Source organism: Spectribacter hydrogenoxidans, from assembly GCF_031846275.1.
GTDB lineage: Bacteria > Pseudomonadota > Gammaproteobacteria > Nevskiales > Salinisphaeraceae > Spectribacter > Spectribacter hydrogenoxidans.
Genome location: NZ_JAVRIB010000008.1, coordinates 1 through 25,003, shown reverse-complemented (window position 1 = coordinate 25,003; position 25,003 = coordinate 1). Strand labels below are relative to the sequence as shown.

General features: G+C 67.2%; 26 protein-coding genes. 1 reads left to right on the top strand and 25 read right to left on the bottom strand.

Going from position 1 to position 25,003, the window contains the following annotated elements:
* Positions 1 to 117: 117 nt before the first annotated feature.
* From RM532_RS08760 to hldE, 17 genes are all read right to left on the bottom strand, one after another.
* On the bottom strand, positions 118 to 1,191 hold the full coding sequence (locus RM532_RS08760) for a phage portal protein (RefSeq protein ID WP_311652899.1): 1,074 nt from the start codon (positions 1,189 to 1,191) through the stop codon (positions 118 to 120).
* Entirely contained in the window at positions 1,191 to 1,505 is a 315-nt protein-coding gene (locus RM532_RS08755) for a phage head completion protein (protein ID WP_311652898.1), read from the bottom strand. The genes RM532_RS08760 and RM532_RS08755 overlap by 1 nt, the downstream gene beginning before the upstream one ends.
* A complete protein-coding gene (locus RM532_RS08750) occupies positions 1,502 to 2,023 on the bottom strand; it encodes a hypothetical protein (protein WP_311652897.1) in 522 nt (173 codons plus the stop codon). The genes RM532_RS08755 and RM532_RS08750 overlap by 4 nt, the downstream gene beginning before the upstream one ends.
* Positions 2,023 to 2,565, bottom strand: a complete 543-nt coding sequence (locus tag RM532_RS08745; protein WP_311652895.1) for an HK97 family phage prohead protease — start codon at positions 2,563 to 2,565, stop codon at positions 2,023 to 2,025. The genes RM532_RS08750 and RM532_RS08745 overlap by 1 nt, the downstream gene beginning before the upstream one ends.
* The gene (locus RM532_RS08740; RefSeq protein WP_311652894.1) at positions 2,565 to 3,818 is read right to left on the bottom strand and encodes a phage major capsid protein; all 1,254 of its coding nucleotides are present in this window, start codon (positions 3,816 to 3,818) and stop codon (positions 2,565 to 2,567) included. The genes RM532_RS08745 and RM532_RS08740 overlap by 1 nt, the downstream gene beginning before the upstream one ends.
* 52 nt (positions 3,819 to 3,870) lie before the next feature.
* On the bottom strand, positions 3,871 to 4,173 hold the full coding sequence (locus RM532_RS08735) for an HNH endonuclease (RefSeq protein ID WP_311652892.1): 303 nt from the start codon (positions 4,171 to 4,173) through the stop codon (positions 3,871 to 3,873).
* Positions 4,170 to 5,684 carry a terminase TerL endonuclease subunit gene (locus RM532_RS08730; RefSeq protein ID WP_311652891.1) on the bottom strand — a complete coding sequence of 505 codons (1,515 nt, stop codon included), beginning with the start codon at positions 5,682 to 5,684 and terminating at the stop codon, positions 4,170 to 4,172. Before RM532_RS08730 ends, RM532_RS08735 begins: the two co-directional genes overlap by 4 nt.
* Positions 5,685 to 5,740: 56 nt before the next feature.
* The gene (locus RM532_RS08725) at positions 5,741 to 5,965 is read right to left on the bottom strand and encodes a hypothetical protein (protein WP_311652890.1); all 225 of its coding nucleotides are present in this window, start codon (positions 5,963 to 5,965) and stop codon (positions 5,741 to 5,743) included.
* Positions 5,966 to 6,200: 235 nt separating this feature from the next.
* Positions 6,201 to 6,656, bottom strand: a complete 456-nt coding sequence (locus RM532_RS08720) for a hypothetical protein (protein WP_311652888.1) — start codon at positions 6,654 to 6,656, stop codon at positions 6,201 to 6,203.
* Positions 6,656 to 6,949 (bottom strand): hypothetical protein, encoded by a 294-nt coding sequence (locus RM532_RS08715; protein WP_311652887.1) that lies wholly within the window; start codon positions 6,947 to 6,949, stop codon positions 6,656 to 6,658. The genes RM532_RS08720 and RM532_RS08715 overlap by 1 nt, the downstream gene beginning before the upstream one ends.
* Positions 6,946 to 7,143 carry a hypothetical protein gene (locus RM532_RS08710; RefSeq protein ID WP_311652886.1) on the bottom strand — a complete coding sequence of 66 codons (198 nt, stop codon included), beginning with the start codon at positions 7,141 to 7,143 and terminating at the stop codon, positions 6,946 to 6,948. Before RM532_RS08710 ends, RM532_RS08715 begins: the two co-directional genes overlap by 4 nt.
* Positions 7,144 to 7,197: 54 nt before the next feature.
* Positions 7,198 to 7,689, bottom strand: a complete 492-nt coding sequence (locus RM532_RS08705; protein WP_311652885.1) for a hypothetical protein — start codon at positions 7,687 to 7,689, stop codon at positions 7,198 to 7,200.
* Entirely contained in the window at positions 7,686 to 8,891 is a 1,206-nt protein-coding gene (locus tag RM532_RS08700; RefSeq protein WP_311652884.1) for a site-specific integrase, read from the bottom strand. The genes RM532_RS08705 and RM532_RS08700 overlap by 4 nt, the downstream gene beginning before the upstream one ends.
* 202 nt (positions 8,892 to 9,093) lie before the next feature.
* A complete protein-coding gene (locus tag RM532_RS08695) occupies positions 9,094 to 9,987 on the bottom strand; it encodes an alpha/beta hydrolase (RefSeq protein ID WP_311652883.1) in 894 nt (297 codons plus the stop codon).
* Between the two features lie 42 nt (positions 9,988 to 10,029).
* Positions 10,030 to 11,829 carry an acyl-CoA dehydrogenase gene (locus tag RM532_RS08690; protein ID WP_311652882.1) on the bottom strand — a complete coding sequence of 600 codons (1,800 nt, stop codon included), beginning with the start codon at positions 11,827 to 11,829 and terminating at the stop codon, positions 10,030 to 10,032.
* An 80-nt stretch (positions 11,830 to 11,909) separates the two neighbouring features.
* Positions 11,910 to 13,208 carry a lipid IV(A) 3-deoxy-D-manno-octulosonic acid transferase gene (gene waaA / locus RM532_RS08685; protein WP_311652881.1) on the bottom strand — a complete coding sequence of 433 codons (1,299 nt, stop codon included), beginning with the start codon at positions 13,206 to 13,208 and terminating at the stop codon, positions 11,910 to 11,912.
* Between the two features lie 16 nt (positions 13,209 to 13,224).
* Positions 13,225 to 14,658 (bottom strand): bifunctional D-glycero-beta-D-manno-heptose-7-phosphate kinase/D-glycero-beta-D-manno-heptose 1-phosphate adenylyltransferase HldE, encoded by a 1,434-nt coding sequence (hldE, locus tag RM532_RS08680; RefSeq protein ID WP_311652880.1) that lies wholly within the window; start codon positions 14,656 to 14,658, stop codon positions 13,225 to 13,227.
* A 153-nt stretch (positions 14,659 to 14,811) separates the two neighbouring features.
* On the opposite strand from hldE, the gene RM532_RS08675 reads away from it, so the two are divergent.
* A complete protein-coding gene (locus RM532_RS08675) occupies positions 14,812 to 15,741 on the top strand; it encodes a lysophospholipid acyltransferase family protein (protein WP_311652879.1) in 930 nt (309 codons plus the stop codon).
* Between the two features lies 1 nt (position 15,742).
* Here the strand turns inward: RM532_RS08675 and RM532_RS08670 are convergent, their stop codons facing one another.
* The 8 genes from RM532_RS08670 to RM532_RS08635 form a co-directional block, all read right to left on the bottom strand.
* Positions 15,743 to 16,666, bottom strand: coding sequence for a branched-chain amino acid transaminase (locus RM532_RS08670; RefSeq protein WP_311652878.1), 924 nt, complete (start codon positions 16,664 to 16,666; stop codon positions 15,743 to 15,745).
* Between the two features lie 84 nt (positions 16,667 to 16,750).
* Positions 16,751 to 18,280 (bottom strand): YidC/Oxa1 family membrane protein insertase, encoded by a 1,530-nt coding sequence (locus tag RM532_RS08665; RefSeq protein WP_311652877.1) that lies wholly within the window; start codon positions 18,278 to 18,280, stop codon positions 16,751 to 16,753.
* Positions 18,277 to 20,091 carry a DUF3413 domain-containing protein gene (locus RM532_RS08660; RefSeq protein ID WP_311652876.1) on the bottom strand — a complete coding sequence of 605 codons (1,815 nt, stop codon included), beginning with the start codon at positions 20,089 to 20,091 and terminating at the stop codon, positions 18,277 to 18,279. The genes RM532_RS08665 and RM532_RS08660 overlap by 4 nt, the downstream gene beginning before the upstream one ends.
* A gap of 3 nt (positions 20,092 to 20,094) precedes the next feature.
* Complete coding sequence (locus tag RM532_RS08655) at positions 20,095 to 21,246, bottom strand: CDP-glycerol glycerophosphotransferase family protein (RefSeq protein WP_311652875.1); 1,152 nt, start codon at positions 21,244 to 21,246, stop codon at positions 20,095 to 20,097.
* Positions 21,247 to 21,251: 5 nt separating this feature from the next.
* Complete coding sequence (locus RM532_RS08650; protein ID WP_311652874.1) at positions 21,252 to 21,497, bottom strand: hypothetical protein; 246 nt, start codon at positions 21,495 to 21,497, stop codon at positions 21,252 to 21,254.
* Positions 21,494 to 22,606: a 2-aminoethylphosphonate aminotransferase gene (locus tag RM532_RS08645; protein ID WP_311652873.1), complete on the bottom strand. Its 1,113-nt coding sequence runs from the start codon at positions 22,604 to 22,606 to the stop codon at positions 21,494 to 21,496. Before RM532_RS08645 ends, RM532_RS08650 begins: the two co-directional genes overlap by 4 nt.
* The gene (gene aepY / locus RM532_RS08640) at positions 22,603 to 23,760 is read right to left on the bottom strand and encodes a phosphonopyruvate decarboxylase (protein ID WP_311652872.1); all 1,158 of its coding nucleotides are present in this window, start codon (positions 23,758 to 23,760) and stop codon (positions 22,603 to 22,605) included. Before aepY ends, RM532_RS08645 begins: the two co-directional genes overlap by 4 nt.
* A partial coding sequence (locus RM532_RS08635; RefSeq protein ID WP_311652871.1) for an isocitrate lyase/phosphoenolpyruvate mutase family protein occupies positions 23,757 to 25,003 on the bottom strand: 1,247 nt, incomplete at its 5' end. The genes aepY and RM532_RS08635, both read right to left, overlap by 4 nt.

The following is a 25,003-nucleotide window of genomic DNA, read 5'->3' as shown; positions in this document are numbered from 1 at the left end:
GGCCGCTGTCAGCCGCGCGGTTGTCTAGGCCGCCGCCGACACTCGCCGTGCAGCCGGGGAGAAAGGCTGCCGCGAACAGTCAAAGCCGCCATGCTCAACAACGGCCACTGACAAAAGCTATTCGGGTTCCGCCAGCACGCCGGCGAATTTCAGCGCCGCCGCGATCTGATCCTCGGGCAATCCGGATTCGCGGGCCGCTGCCAGGCCCTCGAGTACGCCGGTCAGGGCGCGGGCGCGGCCGCCGGCGTCATACGCCTGCAGGGGCCGCAGCGTGTCGATAGCGACCGTCGCCCCCAGCTTGGCGGTGGCTTCGTCCGCGATCAGCCGGGCGACTGGCTGCAGCTGCCATTGCGCGAGATGCCGCTGTGCTTCCCGCACCAGCGGGCCGGTGGTCTTGGGGTCCATCAGGGCGGGCAGCACGCCGAACGCATGACAGATGGCGCTCCGGGCCGCCTCGAGCGTTTCTGCAGTCATCGAGCGCGACAGGTCCGGGGACAGGTCGGACGGCTTCCAGTCGGTTACCGGTGTCGGGCCGCCGGCCGCGGTGACGTTCACGGACTCCCGCAGCAGTACCCGGCCGCGCTGGCCCCGGAAGCTCCGGGCGAGCCGGTCGTTATCGACCTCGGGGTTTTCCGGCATGGGGGTGATCTGACTGCCCAGGGGCGCGCACTGGAAGGTCTCCGTTAGCGCTTCCTCGACCGCGTGCAGCAGCTCCGCCGTCAGTTGCGCCCGGCGAAGGGGCGACACGCCAGCCCAGGGGGTGATCGCGTCGGCGCCTACCTTGACGTGGAATACCTCGCCGGCCAGGGCGGTAACGTGGCGCCCGCCTCCCGCCTCGCTGATCGTCAACTGGTACGCGGTGGGCTTGCCGTTGCTGGTGGTGACCTCCCAATCCGACGCGGGGATCAGCCGGTCTCGGATCAGGTACACGGCCTCGCCTCGCAGCCCCAGGGACCGGGCAGTGATGCCCAGGGTCTCCGGGGTCAGCAGGTCGGCGCCGATCACCTCGGCTTGGGCGAGTCCGCCTTCCCATAGGCTCACGCAGCCCTGCGCGGTGGCGGTGAGTTCCGCCAGGCCCCGCCGGCCCGTGATGAATGAATCCCGGGCATCCATGACTTGCGCGGTGTAGCCCGCCCCGCTGGCGCGGGTCTCGGGGGTGCGCTTAATCATCCGCATCAGCCGTTCAAGCATTATCGAAGCTCCCGGCATTCGGCCTCGAGGCGGCGCCCGGTACTGGTCTCCGGCACCACGTCCACGGACAGGCGCCGGCCGTTAAATCGGATCTCGTCACCGGGTTGCATGTCCATGTCCGGCGTCGTGGAGAAGCGCCACTGAATCACGCTGTACGAATACCGCGGGGTGCGCTTGAATTCGGCGGTGACCGGCGTTGCCCGGCCCCGGATGTCGGCCTGCTTGTTCCAGGTGTACTCGACGCCGCCGTACTCGTTGCGGGTTTCGGTACTGCGCCAGAGTTCGTACCCATCCTTGAACAGCCCCAGGGTCATCGGTAGGCCCTCAGCAGGTCGCCTGCGCCGCTGTGCTGGATCGCACGCGCTGCCCAGCCAGCCGACCGGGTGAAGCTGTAATCACCGTCCGTGGCCGTGGTGTGGCCCGGCACCGGGTCTTGCGTGACTTGATACAGGTACTCGGTCAGCCGTCGCACCGCTTCGTCCACGATGTCGGGCGGGTCGTCGGTGTCGCCGACCGTGGCCTGCACCTTGTACGCCTTGCCGTCCAGCTCGAAGCCGACCGGGGCATCGGTCAGGGTCACGGATTCGTAGGCTTGCCCGTTCCAGGCTTCGGCGCTGTCCACCGTGTAAGGCCGCAGGGGTGGCAGCCAGACGCCCGGCCCCTGCACTACCCAGGTCACGCTGCGCTCGTTCCAGCGGTAGGCGATCCACGCCTCGATGCGCTGCCAGACGGTCGCCGCCTCGATGGCGGTACTCGCCTCGCTGGACACGTCCGCCGGCAGGGACGGATAGCTCGACGGCTGGCCTTCGGTGACCGATAGCAGCTCGACCATTACCGCCACCGCCAGGCCGCCGGGATGGCCCGGCCGGCTTCCTGTGGGGCCTGCCAGCAGCGGGCCTCGACTTGCGCGGCCTCGAAGGCCGGACGGGTGACGATCGACAGTTCGTGCAGCTCGGCACGGGTCACGGTCCGCATCAGGCCCCCATCGTGGCGCTCAACGCGCTCGCCGCCAGTCGGCACGCGAAAGCCGGGGGAGATGCCTACGGCCAGGCCGGACCGGATCAGCGCCAGGGCATCGCGGCCGTGGCTGGTGTTGACCACCTCCGGGGACAGCCGTGCCTCGAAGCGCAGGGCGTCGTCGTCGGCGTGCAGTTCCAGGCCGCCCGAGTCCGTGGACGCTAGCGGGGTCTCGAATCGATGCTGCGCCAGCAGGTAGACGTTGCCGCGAGGCTCGAGGCTGCCGGGGGCGAATACCTCCGACCGCCCCTTGGCCAGTTCCGCCACCGCACCGTAGGGGAAGCGCCCGGACAGCCGGGCGCCCCCATCGGTTTCGGCGCGGACTTCAAGCGCGCCATGCGCGGCGCCGGTCAGCATTACTGCAGCCCGGTCAGGACTTCCAGCTGCGCGGTCCGGCTCACGCTGACATCCATCGTCACCAGGCCGGTCAGGCGCAGGCCCCCGGATGCCGCATCGCTGTAGGGGTCGCGGATCATGTCCACGGCGCCCCAGGTGGCCACGAAGATCGGGGATTGCCCGCCGGCGGTCGTGGTCAGCAGCGCGTTGCTCTCGACCGGCGAACCGACCGGGGCGGCGAGGCCGTTGCTGGTGAGATTGACGCTGCCAACCGTGCCGACCAGGCGGTCGTATTCGGTGATGCCCGAACCGTCATCGAAGATCACCGCGTCCATCGTGTCCCATACCTCGGGACGGATCAGCACGCGGACGCCGCCGGGGGAACCGGCCGCGTTGGCGGTCAGGAACCGGGTCACCGCGGCCCGGAAGGCCGACCAGCTCGCGGTCGCGTCGATCGCGGTTTCGGTGATGCCGTAGGTCGAAGCCCCGGCAACCACGCCCAGGGGCTCGCCGCTGCCGCCACTGCCCTGGAAAACCGCCTTGTCCATTTCCTGCATGATCGCCCCGCGCATGTCGCGCCGGACGGCTTCCTCGATGCCGGCGGCCTGCTTCATGGTGCGGCGGGTCAGCTGCATCTGGATGCCGAGCGTCTGATTCGGCTTCAGGCTGCGGTCGGTGGTGGCGTAGGCGGTCGGGCCTGCCACGTCGCCGGTCTCGCTCGAGGCCCAGCCGGCAGAGACGTTGGAAGTCGTCACCGGATACTCTTGCTGGCCGCTCGGCACGTTCACCATGCGGGCGCCCATCGCACCGGCCACCGATTCGGGGAAAAGCCGGTCGATGATCGGGCGAGTCGTCACCGGGTCCGGCGTGCCGGATGCCACGGTTTCACCGGCGCGAAGCTCCAGGGCCTCGTAGGGGATCGGGATGCCCCGGTAGCCGCCGGCGCTGCGGAGTTCCTGCACCACCTCGGCGGTGGCGCCATCCAGGGCGCGGCCTTCGTCCAGGTGGAGCGCGGCCTGCCGGACCTCGAACTGCCCCACCAAGGTGGACCATTCGCTGCCGGTGCGGGTCTCCAGCTCGGCGCCGGCCTCCCGGCGTTCGTCATCCTCGGCCACCAGGGCGGCCCGGTATCGGGATTCGTTCGACCGATACTCGCGGTCGAGTTCGTCCATCTGGCGGGTTTCGTCGTCACCCGGGGAATCTTTGGCGGCCAGCTCGGCCAGTTGCTGCCGGATTTCCGACTGCCGGCGAGCGATTTGCGCGGACTGCAGCATGATAGCTACCTCATATCGTGTACACGCACTCGATTGTCTAAGACTATTGCACTCATGTACAGCGGCTATCGCGTAGCAGTTCACGCCAGCGATCGCGCTCGGGGTCGGGTTCGGGCAGCCCGATGTCCCGGCGGGTCTTGCGGCTGTGGCAGCTCGGGCACAGCGTCTGCAGGTTTGCCAGGTCGAATGCCAGGGCGGGCGCATGGCGGACCGCCTGGATGTGATCGACCTCGAGGCGCCCTCGCCGGCCGCATTGCACGCAGCGCCAGCCGTCCCGGCGTAGCGCCTGGATTCGCAGCGCCGGCCAGCGTCGGGACTTCAGCACGGCACGGCTTGGGCGGCGGTCGCGTTTCATGTCCACACCGGTGCGCGTGCCGGCGCCACCGGCCGGGCCTTGCGCCTTGCGCCCTCCGCCACGGCCAAGATGGCAGCGGCCGCGGCATCGATCCGGCCCGTTGCCCTCGCCTTGGCCAGCTTCCGATTGCCGGCAACGTCGGACACCGTAACCGCGTCGGCGAAGGCGGAACGCAGTAGCAGCGATGGTGACGCGCTGACCTCGCCGTCGAACACGGCCCGGCGGAAGCGCTCGACATCCTCCGCGCCATCTCGGAAGCCCTGCCCCCGCCACACCATCGGCTCCCGCAGGTTGGCAGCGGTCATGGCTTCGGCGAATTCGGCCTGCCGATAGCGGTCCGCCGTGAAGCAGGTCACCGGCGACCCGTCGAGCGTGTCCATAATCTTCGTCAGGAAAGGGGCCGCCGGCACCACTCGTTCGCCCAGGGTCACCAGCTCGCCCCGGTCCTGCATCTCGACGTATCGATCCCGCACGCCATCGCGGGCGCCGCGATCGGCCAGGCTGGGGGTGCTGGGGAATGCGCCGAATGCTTCCAGGCGGCCGGTATTCGGCCAGTAGATCGCGACGGCCGACATCGATGCCGACCCGCCCAGGTCCACGCCGACCACGGCGCCACCTTCCCGCGGCGGCAGGTCGGTGACCTCCGCCGAAAGCCAGTCGTCCACACTCAGAAGCATGTCGCGGCGCTCGCCGCTGACGCGCTCGTTTCGGTTGTACAGGCGGAAGCTCGACAACGCGGAGCCGCCCCGGGCGATGGCCCGGTTGGCCTGTGCCTGGAGCCACGACACGGAACTGCCGATGCCGGCCTTGGCGCCCGGGTTGGCGATCAGCAGCGAATCCAGGTCATCGGCCGGCAAGCCCGGGGGTGGTCGGTGCTCCTGCACGAAGGTGCCGGGCGGGGGTTCGTCTATCCATTGCGAAAACGAATGCTGATCGTCGGACGCGCTGGTCGAGATAATCAGGGCCCGGCCGTTGCGCTTGCCGAGGCCCGACAGCAGTGTCGCTTCCAGATCCTCGCCCTTGTCCGGCGGCCAGTGCCCGCGCTCGTCCATCAGCACGAAGGTGGGCGCGCTGCCCAGGGCGTTCTTGCTGTCCGACGCGATCACCCGCAGCAGGTGTTCGCCACCGTCGCCGCTGTACTCGATCTCGAGCCGGGGGTTTCGCCGCAGCGTGAGTTCCGCCTGCAGCTCGTCCGGCAGGGACTGTGCGAAGCCGGCGGCGAAGTCGAACGCGACCCGGGCCTGATCCCGGGTCCGGGCCGCGATCAGTACCTCGCGGCGCGGCTGCCGGTCCCAGATGCCGAGCAAGGCCCCCAGCGCCAGGCCGGCGGACAAAGCGCTCTTGCCGTTGCCCCGCCCTACCGACAGAACCGCAACGGCGGTGCTACGCTTGAGCGAGCCCCGGATGAAGTCCCGCTGAAACTTCGCCAGCTTGATCGGCTTCCCGGCTTTCGGCCCTTCCGGCACCGTCAGCGACTGGATAAAGTCGATGGCCTTGCTCGCGTCGGTCATGTCAGGCCCGTGAGTGAGCGAGAAAAAGGGGGACGGCGGTCCCTCGGGCGCACGCGCTATCGGCCATTGGGACCAAACACGTCGATGCCATCTTCGGCCGCTTCCGTCAGCCGGGTTGTCATCGCCTCGATGGCGTGCTCTCTGTCATCCCGCGGCGGCTGGGTCTGGTCGCGCACGATCAGCCCGCACACGGTCGCCAGCTCGCTCGCCACCAGCGCGGGGTCGGGGTTGTCCCGCTCGATGCGCTCGATCATGTTCTGCAGTCGGGTGTGGTAATCCATGTCGTCTGCTCCGGGTTGCGGTAAAATATGGCTTGAACCGGCGGCCAGCTGGAGCCAGCCGCCGGCGCAGTCTTTCGGATGGTTCAAATGCCGGGCAACTGCTTCTCATCAAGGCCCGTGCTCGCTGGTAACTTTGCCATCAGGCCCGCCGCAATCCTTTTGCTGGCGGGCTTTTCTATGGATGGCCAGCAGCTACTACTGTCACTGTGGCTATCACTGTCACTATTGCTGTTGCTCATGTGCTGCCCGCTTCAATGGAGAGCAGCTCATCTACCCTTGAGTAGTGGGCGGCCTCGGGCCGTGGCTTGTGGGGGTTCGGCCCTTTCACCGTCACCACCCGGCCACGGATCAGGCAGCCGCGCAGACAATCCAGGCTTGGGCGGTCTGGCCTCACCGGGCTATTCACCAGGGTGGCCAGCTGGATGAATAGCTTGTGGGTCTTGCTCAGGGTGAATTGCCCGCCGCGCTTGGTCTTGCGCTTTATCGCCTTCACCCGGTAGGCCGCGTACAGCCGGGCGCCCTTGTGCTCTCCATCCGCTATCTGGAAGTGTGCGAACAGCTTGGCGGTGTTAAACATGAAGGCGAGTTCGTAGCGGTGGTAAGTCAGCAGGTACTCGCCCGGCGGTATCAGCGGCCAGCCCTCAACCTCGAATGAGTTCCGCTGCGCATCCAGACTGACGGCCGCTCCCATCAGGTGGACTCACCGGTTTGACGGTCGGACAGCGGACCTTGCAACGCCTGCTCCGTCCAGCCACCAGCCAGGAAAGCGTCGGCCGGCGCCATGCCCAGGATGATCGGGTCATCCAGCCGCAGGGTGGTCAGGGGGACGGCGCGGACGTGGGTGTCGCCCGCGACGTGGACGTGAGCCTCGAACGTACCCAGGTCGAAGCCCATCAGCTTTACCCGGGGCTCGGCATCATCTTCCCGGCGGTTGGCATCGCCGTTCTTGTGGAAGTCGAAGGGGGAGACAGCGGGGTAGCTCATGCTGCAGCCTCCCGCTCCTTACGCTCGACGAATTCCCTGTCTGCGGCCTCCGTCACATACCGATTGCCGCGGACCTTGTAGGTCTTGATCTCGCCGTCACGCAGAAGACGCCAGCCGGTGGTACGGGAGAAACCACGCAACTCGCACCATTTGGCGAACCCATAGCTTCTACCCGGATCGTATTGTTTCGTCATCGCTCGAACCGTTGCTGTGCATTGCAGTTCGAACGATAGGGAGCAGCACGAAAGCTAGCGGCGCTCGCTTTCCTTTTTCTTCAGGGCGGGAATTATCCCGGCCTCTCGCAGCCATTTGCGGACGGTCGGAGCCGTCGGCGAGTCGGATACGCTGCTCGTGATGATGCCGGTTATCTCGTGGGGCGGGTGTCGTTGTGCCAGACGCCGGCCGTGGCTCTGGATGGTCTCCTTGCGGATATCCTCGCGCTCCCGCGGCTGTCTCGCGTTGGCCCGGTTCTGGTGCCTGATCCTGTTCGCCCGGTATACCTGCTTAACCTCAAGCTGCAGCGACACGATCCGGCTTAGCGATCGGTGGCGGGATCGCCAGTCGTTCAGCAGCCCGAATCGCTGCAACTCGGATTCAATCAACTCGATGTTGGGGTGACCATTGGAGCGCGGGTCGTCGCGCGCCGCGGTCAACCAATTCTGTACGGTCTCCCTCGCACGATCCGGGAAGCTCGCCAGCATCGCGACTTGAAACTCCCAGTACCGAATCTCGACGCTCATACCAGCCTCGCCACCGCGTCGGCCTTGTGCTGTGGAGCAAGGTGCGCGTATCGCAACGTCATCTTGATATCGCCATGCCCGAGCAGCTCGCGGACCGTGTTCAGGTCCACGCCGCGCATGACCAGCCAGCTCGCAAACGTGTGCCGCATGTCATGCCACCGGAAGGCGGTTATTTCCGCATCCTGCAGCACGCCGGCCCACGCCTTGCGGACATTATCCAGGCGTGCACCATCGCGGCCAGTGAATACCAAGCCCTGCCCGCTGGTCTGCCGTCGCCAGCGCGTGAGCGCGTCCAGGGCTTCGGCGTTCAGGGGAACATGCCGGGTCCGGTTCTTCTTGCTGGTGGCGCCCCGGATGGTGATTTGCTCGAGGCGGAAGTCCACGTCATCCCACTGCAGGCCGAACAGTTCGCCACGGCGGGCGCCGGTATTCAGCGACAGCAGCACCAGCGGGGTCAGGTGATCGCCGTACCCATCCAACGGGATATCCGGCATGGGCTCATAGCCGCGATCTTGCCGCCACTGGTTGCCGCGGTTGCGACCCTCCCGTATTTCGTCGTCACGCGCCCGCAGCGCCGCTCTCAGCCGCTTGGCTTCATCGTCCGACAGGTAGCGCACCTTGCCGGATGAATCCGTGTCAGACAGCTTGAAGTCGGCCAGCGGGTGCGCGTCCAGGTACTTCGCCCGGACCGCGAAGCTCAGCGCCCCGCGCAGACAGGTGACATCCCGGTTGACCGTCGCAGGCGACGTGCCGCTATTCAGGCGACTGGTGCGGATGCGCTCGACCGCGTTGTCAGTGATCGCGGACAGGGACCGATCTGCCAGGGTGGAAAAGACGCGCAGCACGCGGTCGCAGATTTCATCGCCCCGCTTTCGATTCGCTCGAGCCCAGGGGCGGTACTCCCGCTCGATGAAGTTCCGCAGGGTGTCCGCCTTCGCCTTCCGTTTCTCGGCCGCCGGGTCTCCGCCTTCCGCAGCCTGCCCGAGAATGGCCTTGGCCTTTTCACGGGCCTGCGCTGGCGTCAGCACCGCGGCATTGCCGATGGTCAGCCGCTTGCCGCGGGCGTACTCGACCAGATAGCTCTTGCGGCCGGTCGGCTGTACGCGGCAGATGAACCCGGATAGGGTCGTGTCGCGGAGTTCGTACGCCTTGTCCTTGGCCTTCGCCGCCTGCACCGACTGGTGCGTTATCTTCGCCTTCATGTCCGGCTTAAGTGCAATGTAAGTGCACTTACAGACTACTCGCCGAAACACGCGGGAACAAGCGGAAACAGTAAAACACTGTTCCCGCTGTCTTTTTCCCGCTAACTCATTGATTCACAGAAGGCCCTAGACGCTTTCACACGGCAGGGGTCGCTGGTTCGAACCCAGCACCGCCCACCATCTCACTCTCCCGATTGGCCGATCAGGCCGCCAGATGCGCCCGGAACCAGTCGCGTTGCTGCGGCGCGGAGATGGCGAAGGCTTCGTCGACGTAGGCGTCGAAATGACCGCCCGGCAGCGTCACGAATTTCTTGGGCTGCAGCATCTTTTCGAACACGGACGCGGTCACGTCGAACGGGGTGAGCACGTCGCCAACCGCCGCGGCGACCATCACTGGCGTCGGGGTGATCAGCGGGGCGTAGAAGCCCGGCTCGTACGACGCGAACAGGTCCACCGACCGCAGAGTGCATTCGTTGCGCCAGTGCTTGGTGCGTTCCGGCGGAATCTGCAGGAAGAACTCGGTGGAATCGGCGGTCGGCAGCACGCAGGGGTCGCCTTCCTTCTCGGCCACCACCGGCACCATCGCCGGCGCCTCGCCGTTGTAGCGGGCCACGCGGTCGGCGTCGCAGTTGCGGCGCAGTTCGCGCAACAAGTCCGCGCGCACCAGGCGCGAGGCGTTGATGCCGCCGTGCACCAGCGGTACCTGTGAAACCACGCACTTCACCCGCCGGTCCATGGCCGCCACCATCAGCACGTGGCCGCCGCTGTAGCTGGAGCCCCAGATGCCGATGCGTTCGGCGTTGACGTCGTCGCGCTGGCTGGCCCAGGTGATGGCGTCGCGATAGTCCCGGACCTGCATCCAGGGGTCGATCTCGCCGCGCGGTTCGCCGCCGGATTCACCCAGGCAACGGTTGTCGTACACCAGCACGTTGAGGCCGGCCTCGGCGAATACTTCGGCGAAGCCGTCGAGATACATTTCCTTGGTGGCGGAAAAGCCGTGGGCCATCACCACCGTGGCGCCGTCGCCGTTACCCGGATACCACCAGCCCCGCAGGGTGACGCCGTCTTCCGTGTTGAATTCGATGTCCTGTCTCATCGCGATCTCTCCTCCGTTGATTATTGTGCCGCAGCCCTTCAATCAGCCGGCCGCCAGCATCGCCGGTGATACCGACAGTACCGGTTCGAAGCCGTTGGCCACGACCCGGGCATGGGCGTGCAGCCGCGGCATGACCTGGGCGGCATAGAACGTGGCGGTTGCCACCTTCTGTTCGTAGAACGGCCGATCGTCGCCGGCCTTATCAAGGGCATCGCTGGCCACCATTGCCTGCCGGGCCAGCAGCCAGCCACCGGTAACGGTGCCGACCAGCATCAGATAATCGAAGGCATTGGCGGTGGCCTGTTCACCGGACACCTTTCCGGCTTCCAGCAATGACTCGGTGGCGGCGCCGAGTGCCTCGATACCTTCCGACAGCGCCGTGCGAATCGTGCCCAGTTCAGCATGCGCCGCCAGCTCGTCGCGGGTGGCGCTCATGTCGGCAATCAGCGCCTGCATCGCCTCGCCCTGATCCCGCAACAGCTTTCGGCCGACCAGGTCGATCGCCTGGATGCCGTTGGTGCCTTCGTAGATCGGAATGATGCGGGCGTCGCGATAGTACTGGGCAGCGCCGGTTTCCTCGACGTAACCCATGCCGCCGTGTACCTGCACGCCCAGCGACGTGATCTCGATCGCCACTTCCGTGCACCAGGCCTTGACCACGGGGATCAGCAGATCCACCCGCGCTTGATGGCGGCGGCGATCCTCGGCCTCCGGCGCGCGGCCGGCCCGGTCCATGTCCGCGGCTGTCACGTAACACAGCGCCCGCATGGCGTCGATCTGGCTTTTCATCAACAACAGCATGCGGCGGACGTCGGCGTGATGGGCGATCGGCGCGCTGGCCGGAGCCTCGGGGTCGGCCGGCCGACCCTGCACGCGGTCGAACGCGTAGGCCCGGGCCCGCTGATAGGCGCGGTCGGACAGGCCCAAAGCCTGCACTCCCATCTTGTGGCGGGCCGCGTTCATCATCGTGAACATGCAGCGCAGACCCTGGTTTTCCGGACCGACCAGATAGCCCACGGCGCCATCGGCCTCGCCATAGACCATGGTGCAGGTAGGGCTGCCGTGAATGCCCAACTTGTGCTCGATGGAGGCCGCGCGCATGTCGTTGGCCGCACCCGGTTCGCCGTTGTCGTCAAGCAGATAGCGCGGCACCAGGAACAGGGAAATGCCCTTAACCCCGGCCGGCGCGTCCGGCAGCCGTGCCAGCACCAGATGAATGGTGTTGGCGGCCATGTCGTGCTCGCCCCAGGTGATGTAGATCTTCTGGCCGAACAGCCGGTAGCTGCCGTCGCCGGCCGGTTCGGCGCGGGTGCGGATGGTGGCCAGGTCTGAGCCGGATTGCGGCTCGGTCAGGTCCATGGTGCCGGTCCATTCGCCGCTGACCATCTTTTCCAGGTAGGCGGCGGTCAGCGCCTCGTCACCGTGGTTCTCCAGCAGCTTGATCGCACTGGCGCTGAGCAGCGGGCACAGGGCGAAGGCCATGTTGGCGGCATTCCAGATTTCGTGCGTGGCGCTGCCCATGAGCGTGGGCAGGCCCATGCCACCGGAATCCGGGGTGGCGGTCAGCCCGTTCCAGCCGCCGGCCACGAAATCGGCGTAGGCATCGGCAAAGCCGGGCGACGACAGCACGCCCTCGGGCGTCCAGCGGGCGCCGTCGCGGTCACCGGCCTGGTTGAGCGGCGCCAGGCACTCGCTGCCGAAGCGGCCGGCCTCATCCAATACCGAACTCAGCAGGTCCGGCGTGGCCTCCTCGTAGCCGGGCAGTTCAGCCAGCGAGGCCGCATCGGCCAGATGGGTCATCACGAACAGCATGTCCCGCACGGGTGCGTGGTAATCCGACATCAACAACTCTCCAGTTCCATGAAACAGCTCGTGGCACCGTTCGCCAGCATAGGCGGCGGAAGGCGCCTGCCTGCCACCCGTTAGGGCGGGTTTGCCCTGTTGCCAGTCAGCAAGTCGGGCAGCTCGCGCAGCGTTCGCGCGAGGGCGCCGCGATGATCCTCGACCACCCGCTCGGCGGCCAGACCCGCCTGCCGGCGGCCGGCCGGGTCCGCCAGTGCCTCGGCCGCCGCCGAGGCGAGGGAAGCCGCATCGGCAACCGAACAAAGCGCGTCTGCCTCGATCAGCCAGTCGGCCACCGTCTGCCAGCCGCCCAGATGCGGCCCGGTCATCATCGGCAGGCGCAACGCCGCCGGCTCCAGCAGATTATGCCCGCCGACGCCCGGTACCAGACTGCCGCCGACGAATGCCAGGTCAGCCGCCGCGTAGAAATGCGGTAGCTCGCCCAGCGTGTCGCCCAGCACCAACGCGGTATCCGCGTGCACCGCCTCGCCGCGACTGTGGCGGGCGTAAGCCAGGCCCTGCTCCTGCACCAACTCTGCCACGGCTTCGAAGCGCGGCGCATGCCGCGGCACCAGAATCAGCAACGCCTCCGGTAGAGACTGCCGCAGGATTGCGTGCGCTTCCAACACGATGGCTTCCTCGCCGGCATGGGTGCTCGCTGCTACCCAGACCGGCCGGTTCCCGGCCTGCCAGCGCTCGCGCAGAGCCTGTCCCCGGGCGAGGACGTCGTCCGGCAGCGGCAGATCGAATTTCAGGTTGCCGATCGTGCGGATCCGGCTTGCCGGCACGCCCAGCTCGGCAAACCGCTCGGCGTCGGTCTCGCTGGCCGCCGCGACGCGGTCGATGGCGGTGACGGCTTCCGCCATCAATCCGCGCAGCGGCCACCGGCGATAATGGCGGACGGAACGCTCGCTCAGCCGCGCGTTGGCCAGCATCACTGGTACCCGGCTCGCGCGGCAGGCGGCCAGCATGTTGGGCCAGAGTTCGGTTTCCACCACGATCGCCAACCGCGGCCGGTGGCGAGCCACGAATCGCCGCATGGCGCCGGGCAGATCAAAGGGCAGGAATCGCACCTCGGCGACATCGCCCAGCGTCTGCCGGGCCCGGGCGCAGCCGGAGGGGGTAAAGGTGGTGACCAGACGCGGCAGTTCGGGATGCCGCTCGGCCAGCCCCCGCACCAGGCCGGCGGCCACCTGGACCTCCCCGACCGATGCGGCATGCACCCAGATGGCGCCGGTGGCAGCCGGGCGGCCGAAAGCCAATCGCTGGCCCCAGCCGCGCCGATAACCGGGTTCGCGCAGACCGCGCCAGACAAAGCCGGCCAGCACCAGCGGCAGCAGCAGGATCAGCAGCAGACTGTAGACGTGGCGCCAGATCATGCCCGGGCGCCCGCGATCATCCGCCCCGGGCCACGCGCTCGACGATGCCGGAGGTGGAATGCCCCTCGACGAAGTCCAGCACCCGCACTTCCCCGCCGGCGGCTAGCACGGCATCAGCCCCGGCGATGTCCTCGGGGCGGTAATCCCCGCCCTTTACCAGCACATCCGGGAGTACACGCTCGATCAGCGCGGCAGGGGTGTCCTCGCCGAACGAGGTCACCCAGTCCACCGCCCCCAGACCACGCAGCACTTCCATGCGATCGGCCAGGGTGTTGATCGGTCGGCCATCGCCCTTGAGGCGCTGTACCGAGGCGTCGTCATTGACTGCCACCACCAGCCAGTCGCCCAGTTCACGGGCAGCCTCCAGATAGCGAACGTGTCCGGGATGCAGCAGGTCGAAACAGCCATTGGTCATCACCACCCGTTCGCCGTGGGCGCGGGCTTCCTCCACCCGCTGCTGTAGCTGCACAGCATCGAGCACGCCGGTGTCCTCGTCTGCGTGACGGGTGCGCGCGGCCCGGCGCAACTCGGCCCGGCTGACGGTGGCTGTACCCAGCTTCCCAACCACCACGCCCGCACCCAGATTGGCCAGATTGGCGGCGTCCGGAAGCGCCAGACCGGCGCCCAGACCGGCGCCGAGCAACGCAATCACGGTATCCCCCGCGCCAGTCACGTCGAACACCTCGCGGGCCAGCGCCGGCAGATGGATGTCGCCGTCAGCATGGAACAGCGTCATGCCGCGCTCGCTGCGGGTAACCAGCAGCGCGTCCAGCGCCAGCGATTCGCGCAGCGCCGCGGCGCGGGCGGCCAGATCCTCGTCGGAGGACGGTTCGCCGGTTACCGCCGACAGCTCGGCCAGATTCGGGGTGATCAGAGTAGCCTGCCGATAACGGGCCCAGTCGGTGCCCTTGGGGTCCACCAGCACCGGCCTGCCGGCCGCGCGAGCCGCGGCAATCAGCTCACCCACCCGGGCCAGCGTTCCCTTGCCGTAATCGGAACAGATCACCACGTCCCAGTCGGCCAGCGCCTGCTCGTAGCGGGTGCCCAGCTCGGTGATGTCCGCCGCTGCCTGCTCGGCAAAGCTTTCCTCGAAATCCAGCCGGATTAGCTGCTGATTACGGCTGACCACCCGCAGCTTGGCGATGGTCGGGCAGCAACGGCTGACCACCAGACTGCTCTGCACACCGGCGTCCGCCAGCATCCGCTCCACGCGCTGTCCGGGTTCGTCGTCGCCCACCACGCCGATCAGGTTCACCTGCGCGCCCACCGCGGCCAGGTTCAGCGCGACGTTCGCGGCCCCGCCCAGCCGGGCCTCTTCGCGCGCGATGCGCACCACCGGCACCGGCGCCTCCGGCGAGATCCGACCGGTATCGCCGTGCCAGTAGCGGTCGAGCATGATGTCGCCGATCACCAGCACCCGGGCCGGCTCGAAACTGGGAATTGTCTGCATGCCTGTCGCGTGGTTGAGGGTTGCGCGTGGCGGCGAATCCCGCATCATAGCCGCCCGGATATGCTGCCGGACCGACGCTGTCACGAATCCGTCCGGTCGAGGCGCATTGTAATCGCTCGCATCGCAACGCGCCCGCTGTTGGCAGGCAACTCGATGAAACATCAAGGATCACTGTTCGCCCCCCGCCACTGGCCGACCTGGTTCGGCATGGGGCTGGGCTGCCTGCTGGGCTGGCTGCCCTACCGGCTGCAGATGTGGCTGGGCCGGCGGCTGGGGGATCTGGCCTGGTGGATCGTGCCCTACCGCAGGCACGTGGCCGCCACCAACCTGGCGCTGAGTTTCCCGGAACTGGACGCCGACACCCGTCACGGGATACTGCGCGACCACTTTCGGTCCGTCGGCATGGGCGCCATGGAAACGCTGATCTGCTGGTGGGCACCGGCCGGCAAGATCGAGCGGCTGACCGATATGGAGGGCCTCCAGCACCTGGAGGCAGCTGCCGCACGGGGTCAGGGCCTGCTGCTGCTGTCCGCCCACTTCACGTCGCTGGAACTGGGCGTGCGTATGGCCCAGCTGTATCTGAAACGCCTGGGCATACGCACCACCGCCATGTATCGCCCGCCGCACAACCCGGTGGTCGACACAGTGATGCGCAAGCGCCGCGAACACCACATCGGCGGTGCCAGCATTCCCGACAGCGACGTGCGCGGGCTGCTGCGGGCGCTCAAGCGCGGCGATGCGGTCTGGTACGCGGCCGATCAGAAAGCCAGCAACCAGTTCAGCGCGGATCTGACGTTTTTCGGCCAGCCCGCCCGCACCAGCCTGGCCACCGGGCGCCTCGTGGCCCGGGGCAACGCCGTGGTGGTGCCGTTCTTTACCCTGCGGCGAGCCGACAACCGGGGCTATCGACTGCTGGTGCAGCCGCCGCTGGAAAACTTTCCCAGCGGCGACGACGAAGCCGATGCCCAGCGGCTGAACGACATGATCGAGGCGGCGGTACGCGAAGCACCGGCGCAGTACTTCTGGCTGCACCAGCGCTTCAAGCGCGAGGGGGTCGACCCTTACCGCAATCCGTCGAATTAGCCTAGACGAAAGCCAGCCATTCGGCGTGATCATCACGCCGGCCCATCACCTGATCGAAATAGCGGCTCTGCAGCTGCTCGGTGAGCGGCCCGCGCCTGCCGTTGCCGATCGACCGGTTGTCCAGTTCCCGGATGGGCATGACCTCGGCGGCGGTACCGGTGAAGAAGGCCTCGTCAGCCACATAGATCTCGTCCCGGGTCATGCGCTTTTCGCGGATGGGAATACCCATCTCCTGAGCGTAGGTCATGATCGTGCGGCGGGTGATGCCATCCAGTGCCGAACGCAGATCAGGCGTGATCAGCTCGCCATTGCTGACGATGAACACGTTCTCGCCACTGCCCTCGGCCACATAACCATCGGCATCGAGCAGCAGAGCCTCGTCGTAGCCGTCGGCCGAGACTTCGTTGACCGCCAGCATCGAGTTGAAATAGTGGCCGTTGGCCTTGGCCTTGCACATGGCCGAGTTGACGTGGTGCCGGGTGAACGACGAGGTCTTCACGCGGATGCCGTTGACCATGTTGTCCTCGCCCAGGTAGCTGCCCCAGGTCCAGGCGGCCACCATCACGTGGGCCTTCAGGCCATCCGCATGCAGCCCCATGCCTTCCGACCCGTAGAAGCACATGGGCCGGATGTAGGCCGAATCCAGACCGTTCTCGCGCACCACCTGTTTCTGGGCGGCGTTGAGGGTGTCCGCATCGAACGGCATCGGCATGTTGAGTATCTTGGCGGAACGAAACAGCCGCCCGGTGTGATCTTCCAGGCGGAAGATGGCCGGGCCGCGATCCGTGGCATAGGCGCGCACCCCTTCGAAGACGCCCATGCCGTAATGCAGCGTATGGGTAAGCACGTGCACCCTGGCCTCGCGCCAGGGGACCATTTCGCCATCCAGCCAGATCAGACCATCGCGGTCCGCCATCGTCGCCATGCCGTTCTCCGTCCGGTATTGCGCCGCCGCCCGGCGCCAAAAGTCCGCTATTTCACCACAGGGCCGCGGCCAGCCGCCAGCATTTCACGCCGGTGCACCGCCCGGCCGGGACAAAAGCCGCCCGCCCAGCTCGCCCAGCAGGTGAACCAGGTTGGTGCTGGTCCAGTAAAGCACCATACCCGCGGGAAAGGTATAGAACAGCAGCAGGAACAGAAGCGCCATGGCGGCCAGATTCCATTGCTTGCGCCGATGTGCCGCCGCGTCCATGCCGGCCATGCCGCTAAGGCTTGCGGCAGCCAGGTTGATCCCGGTCATCACGAACGGCAACAGGTTCAGGTAGCCGCCGAAGAACGGCAGCGAAAAGCCCAACGTCAGCGCATGATCAGGCCGGGCCAGATCCTCCACCCACAGAAATGCCGCGCCTTCCAGACCCGGGTGGTAGAGCAGCATGTCGAACACGCCAATGAACACCGGCAGCTGGATCAGCACTCCGAATAGACTCTTCACCGGATACCAGGGTGTCACCCCGTGCTCGCGGTGCAGAGCAATGACGGCCTCGGCCTGCCGTTCGCCTTTCATGTCCCGCTTGATGCGATCCAGCGCCGGGCGCATCGCCGCCTGGACCATATTGACCTGGCGCTGCCAGCGCGCTGCCAGCAGGGTCAGCGGCAGCATCAGCAGTTTCACGCACAGCGCCAGCAACACGATGGCCACGCCGTAGTTACCGGCCCAGTCCACCAGTACTTCCAGTAGCCAGTAGAGTCCCCGCGCCAGGGTGCGCAGCCAGTCCCAAAGACCGTTTATCCAGACCGCCTGAAGATCGCCCGGCTGGGCCGCGAGCACCTCCGGTTCGATGGGGCCGGCAAACAGGGTCAACCCGGCATCGCCGGCTGGCAGGGACAGGGTGAGCCGGCGGCCGCCGTCGGAAACCGCCCTAGTCGTCGCGGACCACGAACCCCCGGATTCCGGAACCCGGGCCATCAACCCCCAGAGGCGGTTGCGAATACCATTCCACTGCCCGGGCGGTGGCGTCCAGCGATCGCCGGCGGCGCGGTGGACGACGCGTTCTTCATCGAGCGACACCACCCGCACCGATTCGAACCAGCCGGTGAAACCCGCACTCGGTGAACGCGCCAATGACTCGCCGGTCTGCAGACGCAAGGCCAGCGCCGGGGCCTCGGCGGTAGGCCGGCCTGCCGGACCGTGACGACTCAGTGACCAGACCAGGCGCCGGCCGTCATCGCGCAACTCGAACCGCTGGCGCAACCGCACCCCGGATGCAAGGGGCGCGGATTCCAGCACCAGCGCCCGCGGCCCGGCGGCGGCGCCCGGTATCGGCTCGTAACGCAAGCGCCGAAGTCGTTGCGTAAGCGCCGGATATCCCGGTGCTACCAGCTGCAGCGCCGGCGTGCTGCCGGCAAAGGTGTGCGCGGGTCCGCCGCCGCCACAAGCGGTACGGCAAGCCTGCCAGCGCACCACCGCAGCACCCTCGGCGGCGATTTCCAGGCGAGCCTCGCGATCAGTGAGGGTATACACGGCCGCCTGGCCCGCGGCCGGCGCGCCTGACAGACACAATAGGGCCACGGCCAGCCAGCCACGCGTGCGAAGCCTCACCGGTAGAATCGACCCATTGCCTGCAGCGCCTGCTCGATCCGCGCGCGATCGACGCGAACGTCCTCGAGCACCCGGTAGTCGTCGCCGCGCACTTCCACATAGCCGCCCGGCTTGACCACCGTGACCCGGTCCGGCTGCACCACCGCGTATTCGCTGTAGCTGCCCGCTACCAACCAGTCCCACGGCTGACCCGCGAACAGATCACTGCCGACGCTGTAATCCGATGGCGCATTGCTGCATCCCAGCACTCCGGTGAGCAGGGTTGGCGGCACATCGACATGGGCAGTGCGGCGCTCGATGCGGGCAGGTTCCCGCCCCGGCCAGTGAACCACCAGTGGTACGTGCAACTGCGCATCGCTGAAGTTGGAGCCATAGCCGACATAGCCCAGGCCGTAGTCGTCGAACGACTGGCCGTGGTCGGCGGTCATCATCACTACCGTATCCCGGAGGCGGCCGCGCTGTTCCAGGTCGTCCAGCACCTCGCCCACCAGCGAATCCAGGAAATGCACCGAGGTCCGGTAATCCCCCCGCTTGCGGGCCAGCGCGGAATCCCCGTCGGCCTCGGCGATGTGCGGGTAGTCCGGCGGAAACTCCCGGCCGTTGAGAGAATCGTAGAAGAGAAAGCCGAAGAACGGGCGCTCGGAATGGCGCGCGTCCAGCCAGTTGAACCAGAGCTGGTTGAGCCGCCGGTCCTGCTCGTAATCAGGCGCCTGGGCCGGGTGCGGCTGGATAGTCAGATCGGCAAACGCCGTGCGATCAAGACCGGTGGGGTGCACCAGCGGCTTGCTGGAGAACAACCCGAAGTCGTAGCCGGCCACCTGCATTCGGTCGAACAGGACCGGACCCCGGTTCAGATTGTAGAAATCCTCCCAGTAGGTGCTCGGTAGGCCGTAGAAAAGCGAGAAAAGCCCCATGCGGGAAGAGTTGCCGCCGCTGAAGTGGTGGTCGAAGCGCAGGGCCCGGTCGCGCGCAAACGCCGACAACCGCGGCATCAGGCGGCGATTCAGGCTGTCCCCGCGCAGCGCATCGACCACCACCAGCAGCACATTGAGCGGTGGGTCATCACGATTACAAACCAGCACCTTCTCAGGGTAATCCAGCCGCTGGGAATGACGCGACACGGCAGCGGCCAGGGCCCCATCATTCTGGCGAGGGGCCACATGCATCAGATCGTGGCGTTCCAGGAACGATTTGGCGGTCACCGGCTCGTACAACGGCAGATAGGGGCTGAAGCTGGTCACCGGCACGAAGTACCGGGCATCGCCCCAGATGTGAATCACGTGGGCGGCGAGCAGGCAGCCGAACAATCCCGCCGCCAACAAGCCGCCGCCGCGCGGGCGACCGCGCGCCAGCGCCGCCCACAGCATCCGACCCAGCAGGAAGAACAGCAGCAGGAATATCAGCGCGTAGAACGCGCCGAAACCCCAAGTCTTCCAGCCCAGGATGGCCACGGTCAGCGCGTTGAAATGAAAACGATTCTCGGCGAACACCAGGGTGTCGAGCAGCAGCACGGCTAGCATCAGCGCAACCATCACCGTGGCCAGCGGGCGAATGATTGCGGGTCGCGGCCACAACAACACCAGCGGCACCACGATCAGCAGCCAGGGCAGCATCCCCAGCAGCGCGAAATGACCCACGACCGCGCAGACCATGTACACCGCGGTAATCACATCTGTTGGCCAGGGCGCGTAGAACAGGTAACGCAGCCCCAGCAACAGCATCAGCAACGTGTTGGCGGCGAATAGCCAGCCGGTCCAGCGCAGCAGCGCGGGGCGGGGACGATGGTCGGGGCTGAAGGGTCGGGCCGTCATGACTCAGGCGGCATGACCGGCACAGCGCTTGGCGATCGCGGCGATCTCGCGGGCGCCGGCTGCGGCGCTGCCACCGATATTGAACAAATGCGCCTCGCGCAGCCGCGCGACATGGGCCGCAAAACGCGCCGGTTCCGCCAGCAGTGCCCGGATGCAGGCGGGTGTATCCGCGACCTCGGCCGGCGCGATGACGGTCCCCAGCTGCTCGCGCAGGCTCACTTCCACCGGAGTCAGCCCCAGTGCCTGGTAGTCCGGATTCCGTACCCGGCGGGGCACGTCGACGTAGAGCACCGGTCGCGCCAGTCCCAGGCCGAATTCCAGCCCGATGCCGGACCAGTCCGTGATCAGCACATCGGCATCGAAAAGGGACTGGCTTTCGCCCATGCGATCCACGTAGCGCAGGCCCGGATGCTCGCCGAAACGGGCCAGCAGCGCAGCGATCACTTCCGGATGCCGCTTGCGGGATTCGTAGTGCGGGCGTAGCACCACCGTCATGTCGGCATCCAGCAGCGCGGCCAACAGCGACTGTCCACAAGCATTGAGGATGGAATCCTCGCCCCAGGTGGGGGCCAGCAATACGGTTGGCGGCTCGCCGGGCCGGTGAGGGCCGCGGCGCTCGCTTTCCTCGATCAGTTGATCCAGCCGATGGTAACCGTGCTCGATCAGCTGTTTGGGGGGCAGCCCCGCCTGGCTTTCCCGGGCGCGGATCTCGCGCACCTGATGCGGGCCGACGCACAACAGAGTGTCGTAGTGATCGTAGGCCGCCGGCGGATCCACCATGTGGGTGCTGGCCGGGCTGTGGAAGACGTAGACATAGTGTACCGGGTGGATGGAGCGCTTCAGTTCCAGATTGCCCAGATCCATCATCGTCAGGATCAGCACGTCGGCCCTGAGAAACTGGAACAGCCAGATGCGAACCAGGCTGGCGCCCACATGGATCACCCGCGTGCCCGGCGGCGCCTGGTCGAAGGCCGGATCGCGGGGATCGGAGGTGACATAACAGCACGGGCTGTCATGCGCGTCCGCCAGGCGCTCGACCAGCGGCCGCAGGTGATGCCAGTCCTGTCCGGATTCGGCATAGAACACGATCCGCCGTGCGCTCGCTGGCAGGCGCCGGAACGCACGCCAGCCCCGCCAATCCGCCCACAGACCCATACGGGTCAACGATCCCCGTCGTCGTCCGCGCGGGACTCGGAAGATTCAGCCGGCGCGCGCCCTCTCAAACGACGAAAGAAACCCACCAGCCGGTACCAGTAGGTCTTGATCGCCAGCACCAGCGAGGCGAACAGCCCCACGATCGCGGAAATGATCATGCTGCCGGTGCCGGGGTCGAGATAGGCGGACGCTGCCGGGGCGAAGCCCAGCGCGGTCATCGCGGTCACGATGCTCAGTGATTTGCCTGTCATGTTCCCTCCTGTGATTGCTGCCCGCTGCCCGTTCGGTCGGCCAGGATGCGTTCGAAAGCCGCGATCAGTCGCTGCATGTCGCCATCCTCGATCGCGCCCATGGTCGACACCCGGAACAGGATCTCCGCCAGACCGCCCTGCCCGGCATAGATCACGAACCCGGCCGCCTTGAGCTCATCGTGCAGCGTGGCGTAATCCAGACCCGGCGGCAGGTGGTAGCTGCGCAGTACCACCGAGGCGTCATCCGTGGGGATATACGGCATCACACCCTGCGCCGCCAATGCCGCGCGCAGCTGTTCGGCCAGCGCCCGGTAGCGCCGGTGCCGCGCCGGCCAGCCTCCCTGCTCCGCCAGTTCCGCCAGCGCCTCTTCCAGGGCGTAGAACGCCGGGATACCGGGGGTGAACGCGGTACCGCCGGCGTCCTGCGCCCGGGCGTGGCCGGCGAGATCCAGATACAGGCTGCGCCCCGGCGAGGGGGTCAGATCCAGCACCTGGCGCCGGGCGATCACGAATGCCGCGCCGGGCACGCCATGCAGACACTTGTTGCCGGTCGCCGCCACCGCGGCTACCGGCCAATCCTCGAAGCCGATCGCCTCGCCACCAAAACTGCTCACAGCGTCCACCAGCAGGTTTACACCATGCTGCCGGCACACCGCCCCCACTGCCGCCATATCGTTCAGACGCCCGGTCGTGGTTTCATGGTGTACGGCAGCAACCGCCACGGGTCCTTCAAGGCCGGCAAGGGCATCGTCGAGTGCGGTCAGGTCCGGCATCTGTTCCCAGGCCACATGCACGGGCGTCACATCGATACGGTGGGCACGTGCAATACGAGTCAGACGCTCGCCGTAGACGCCGTTCTCGAGCGTGATCAAACGGACATCCGGCGGTACGAGGCTGGACAGCATGGCTTCCACAGCCGCAGTGCCGGAGCCGGTGAGCAGCACGCTGCTCCAGCAGGCCGGGTCCAGTGCGTAAACGCCCAGCAGGCCGGTTCGCAGTCGCTGCTGGAGATCGCCGAACTCGGGCTCGCGGTGGCATAGGTCGGGCTGCGCAAGGGCTGCGCGCACCCGTTGGCTGAGCGTCACCGGACCGGGATTCAGCAGGATCATGACGGCGCCCCCATGTGTGCGGCCAGACGGCGGGCCACCTCCGCGGGGGTGATCATCGGCCGTGGCAGGCTATCGGGCACACCTGGCTTGAGCCGGAGATGGGCGAAACGCGGGCCATCGCTTCGGCCGTCGGCCAGCGCCCGATCCAGTACCTCGAGCGAATCGCCGGCAAGCGACAGGCCGTAGCCGCAGGCCCGCGCGACGGCAGCGAAGTCCACCCCGCCGGCCAGGGTAGCCTGGCCGCCGGTGGATTCGTGCAGGCCATTGTCCAGCACCAGATGCACCAGGTTATTGCCGCCGTAGACCGCAGCCCCGGCCAGATTGCCCAGCCGCATGAGCGCTGCCCCGTCTCCGTCGATGACCACCACGCGCCGATCGGGCCGGGCCAGGGCCAGCCCCAGCCCCAGTGACGAGGCACAGCCCATGGAGCCAACCATGTACAGCTGGTTGTCCCGGTCGGCCAACGCATACAACTCCCGGCCGGTATAACCGGTGGTGGCCAGCAGCAGGTCGGCGCCGTCCGTCGGCGTCAGTTCGATCAGTCGGGCCAGGGCATCGCGGCGGGTCGGACGGGCGTCATCCACCGGCGGCACATCCACCCGATGGCGATCGGCGTGGGCCCGAAAGGGCGGCCGACGGCCGCTGCCGGGGTGATCGGCCACGGTGTTCTTGCGCATTACCAGCGCGTAGGGTCGGCCAGTATCACGCAGGTGGCGGGTGGCCCGCGACAGCGCCGGGCCGATGTCATCCGCCTGTGCAGGGAAGGTTTCCCAGGGAATGTCCATCGCCTCGAGCAGATCGTGGGTGATCCGCCCCATCAGCTCGTGCTGGGGCTCGTCGGCTACCCCGGGTTCTCCGCGCCAGGTCACGATCAGCAGCATGGGCAGACGGAATACCCAGTTCAGCGATGTCAGCGGACTGACCGCGTTGCCCAGCCCCGAGTTCTGCATCATCGCCACGCCCCAGCCACCGCCCAACGCCACGCCGGCCATGGCGGCCACCGCGTCGCCCTCGTTGGGTGCGGACAGGTATTGCAGCCCCGGCGCATCGATCACGTAATTGATGAACGAGCGAAAAAACGAGCAGGGGACTCCCGCAAACCAGGCAAAACCGGCCTCCCGCGCGGGTTCGATGAACTGTTCCGCCCGGATCATGCGCGCCCGTCCCCCCGCTCGCCACGCGCAAAGGCATCGGCGCGCTGCAAATCCTCCAGATTGTTCACGTCCAGCCAGTGGCCGACAATGTACAGCACCCGCACCGGATGGCCCTCGGCAATAATGCGGTTGAGCAGGTCCGGCATGCCCTGAGCGGCGCCGTCGGGGGTCGCATCCAAGGCCCGATCCAGCCACTCGCAGCCCGGGCCCTGCACCCGCAGCATGCCGATCCATCGGCCGTCCGGGCGGCGCCCGTCCGGCACGCCTTCGCGCCCGACCTGTTCCAGCCATATTTCCGGCCGGTAGAGGCCACGATCGTCCGGGGCCGAGCAGAAGACCTCGTCCTGGGTCCCGTGTTCAGGGGTCGGTGCGGAATCCACCACCGCCACCAGGGGATCCTTCATGGCGAGCAGGTCGGTCAGGATGTAGTCACGGAACAGCAGATCGCCATACACGAGCAGGTTGTCGCGGCCCAGGCGGTCCCGTGCGCAGGCCAGCGATGACAGTTCGCCGCCGGTTTCGTAATCCCGGTTCACAACTACCTTGACGCCGGGGACCTCCACGCTGTCCGGACGGTACCCCGCCACGGTGGTGATATCGGTGATGCCGGCGCCGCGGAACCGCTCCACCAGATGCTGCAGCACCGGCTGACCGGCGACCGATACCATCACCTTGGGCCGATCCGAGGTCAGCCCTGCCAGCGCCTCGCCACGACTGGCGGCCAGTACCACCGCCCGTGTGGCACGCCCGGTCGGGGCGTACTGACGCTCGGCCTCCAGCAGTTCCTGGGCCCCCTGGAGGCGGAAGACTTCGGCCACCGGCGCCACTTGACCCTCGACATCGACCAGGCTCCGGGTCTGCTGGATGCGCGCGGCAGTGGCCTGCATCGCCGATACCGACGCGCGCAGCAGGTGATTGGCCCAGATCACGAGACTGATCCCGGCGCGGCGGAACACGTCCACGGGCGTGGCGTAATAGGTGGTGGGCACGATCACCAGGGGTGTGCGTGCGCCGAAGCGTTCGGCAAAGGTGAGAATCTCGTCCGGGTCGCTGCGCTTGCTGTGAATCAGGATGGCGTCCGCCCCAGCGTCGGCGTAAGCATGGGCCCGGGTGAGCGCCTCGTCCATGCCGCGGCCGGCAATCAGGGCCTCGACGCGCGCCACGAGGCAGAATTCGGGGTCGACCTGACTATCCTTGCCCGCGCGGATCTTGCCACAGAACTCGTCAATGTCCGCCAGCGGCT

Bases quoted from the DNA above. Each gene is read 5' to 3' on its own strand.
- RM532_RS08760 (WP_311652899.1), bottom strand. From the start codon at position 1,191: ATGCTTGAACGGCTGATGCGGATGATTAAGCGCACCCCCGAGACCCGC.
- RM532_RS08755 (WP_311652898.1), bottom strand. From the start codon at position 1,505: ATGACCCTGGGGCTGTTCAAGGATGGGTACGAACTCTGGCGCAGTACC.
- RM532_RS08750 (WP_311652897.1), bottom strand. From the start codon at position 2,023: ATGGTCGAGCTGCTATCGGTCACCGAAGGCCAGCCGTCGAGCTATCCG.
- RM532_RS08745 (WP_311652895.1), bottom strand. From the start codon at position 2,565: ATGCTGACCGGCGCCGCGCATGGCGCGCTTGAAGTCCGCGCCGAAACC.
- RM532_RS08740 (WP_311652894.1), bottom strand. From the start codon at position 3,818: ATGCTGCAGTCCGCGCAAATCGCTCGCCGGCAGTCGGAAATCCGGCAG.
- RM532_RS08735 (WP_311652892.1), bottom strand. From the start codon at position 4,173: ATGAAACGCGACCGCCGCCCAAGCCGTGCCGTGCTGAAGTCCCGACGC.
- RM532_RS08730 (WP_311652891.1), bottom strand. From the start codon at position 5,684: ATGACCGACGCGAGCAAGGCCATCGACTTTATCCAGTCGCTGACGGTG.
- RM532_RS08725 (WP_311652890.1), bottom strand. From the start codon at position 5,965: ATGGATTACCACACCCGACTGCAGAACATGATCGAGCGCATCGAGCGG.
- RM532_RS08720 (WP_311652888.1), bottom strand. From the start codon at position 6,656: ATGGGAGCGGCCGTCAGTCTGGATGCGCAGCGGAACTCATTCGAGGTT.
- RM532_RS08715 (WP_311652887.1), bottom strand. From the start codon at position 6,949: ATGAGCTACCCCGCTGTCTCCCCCTTCGACTTCCACAAGAACGGCGAT.
- RM532_RS08710 (WP_311652886.1), bottom strand. From the start codon at position 7,143: ATGACGAAACAATACGATCCGGGTAGAAGCTATGGGTTCGCCAAATGG.
- RM532_RS08705 (WP_311652885.1), bottom strand. From the start codon at position 7,689: ATGAGCGTCGAGATTCGGTACTGGGAGTTTCAAGTCGCGATGCTGGCG.
- RM532_RS08700 (WP_311652884.1), bottom strand. From the start codon at position 8,891: ATGAAGGCGAAGATAACGCACCAGTCGGTGCAGGCGGCGAAGGCCAAG.
- RM532_RS08695 (WP_311652883.1), bottom strand. From the start codon at position 9,987: ATGAGACAGGACATCGAATTCAACACGGAAGACGGCGTCACCCTGCGG.
- RM532_RS08690 (WP_311652882.1), bottom strand. From the start codon at position 11,829: ATGTCGGATTACCACGCACCCGTGCGGGACATGCTGTTCGTGATGACC.
- waaA (WP_311652881.1), bottom strand. From the start codon at position 13,208: ATGATCTGGCGCCACGTCTACAGTCTGCTGCTGATCCTGCTGCTGCCG.
- hldE (WP_311652880.1), bottom strand. From the start codon at position 14,658: ATGCAGACAATTCCCAGTTTCGAGCCGGCCCGGGTGCTGGTGATCGGC.
- RM532_RS08675 (WP_311652879.1), top strand. From the start codon at position 14,812: ATGAAACATCAAGGATCACTGTTCGCCCCCCGCCACTGGCCGACCTGG.
- RM532_RS08670 (WP_311652878.1), bottom strand. From the start codon at position 16,666: ATGGCGACGATGGCGGACCGCGATGGTCTGATCTGGCTGGATGGCGAA.
- RM532_RS08660 (WP_311652876.1), bottom strand. From the start codon at position 20,091: ATGACGGCCCGACCCTTCAGCCCCGACCATCGTCCCCGCCCCGCGCTG.
- RM532_RS08655 (WP_311652875.1), bottom strand. From the start codon at position 21,246: ATGGGTCTGTGGGCGGATTGGCGGGGCTGGCGTGCGTTCCGGCGCCTG.
- RM532_RS08650 (WP_311652874.1), bottom strand. From the start codon at position 21,497: ATGACAGGCAAATCACTGAGCATCGTGACCGCGATGACCGCGCTGGGC.
- RM532_RS08645 (WP_311652873.1), bottom strand. From the start codon at position 22,606: ATGATCCTGCTGAATCCCGGTCCGGTGACGCTCAGCCAACGGGTGCGC.
- aepY (WP_311652872.1), bottom strand. From the start codon at position 23,760: ATGATCCGGGCGGAACAGTTCATCGAACCCGCGCGGGAGGCCGGTTTT.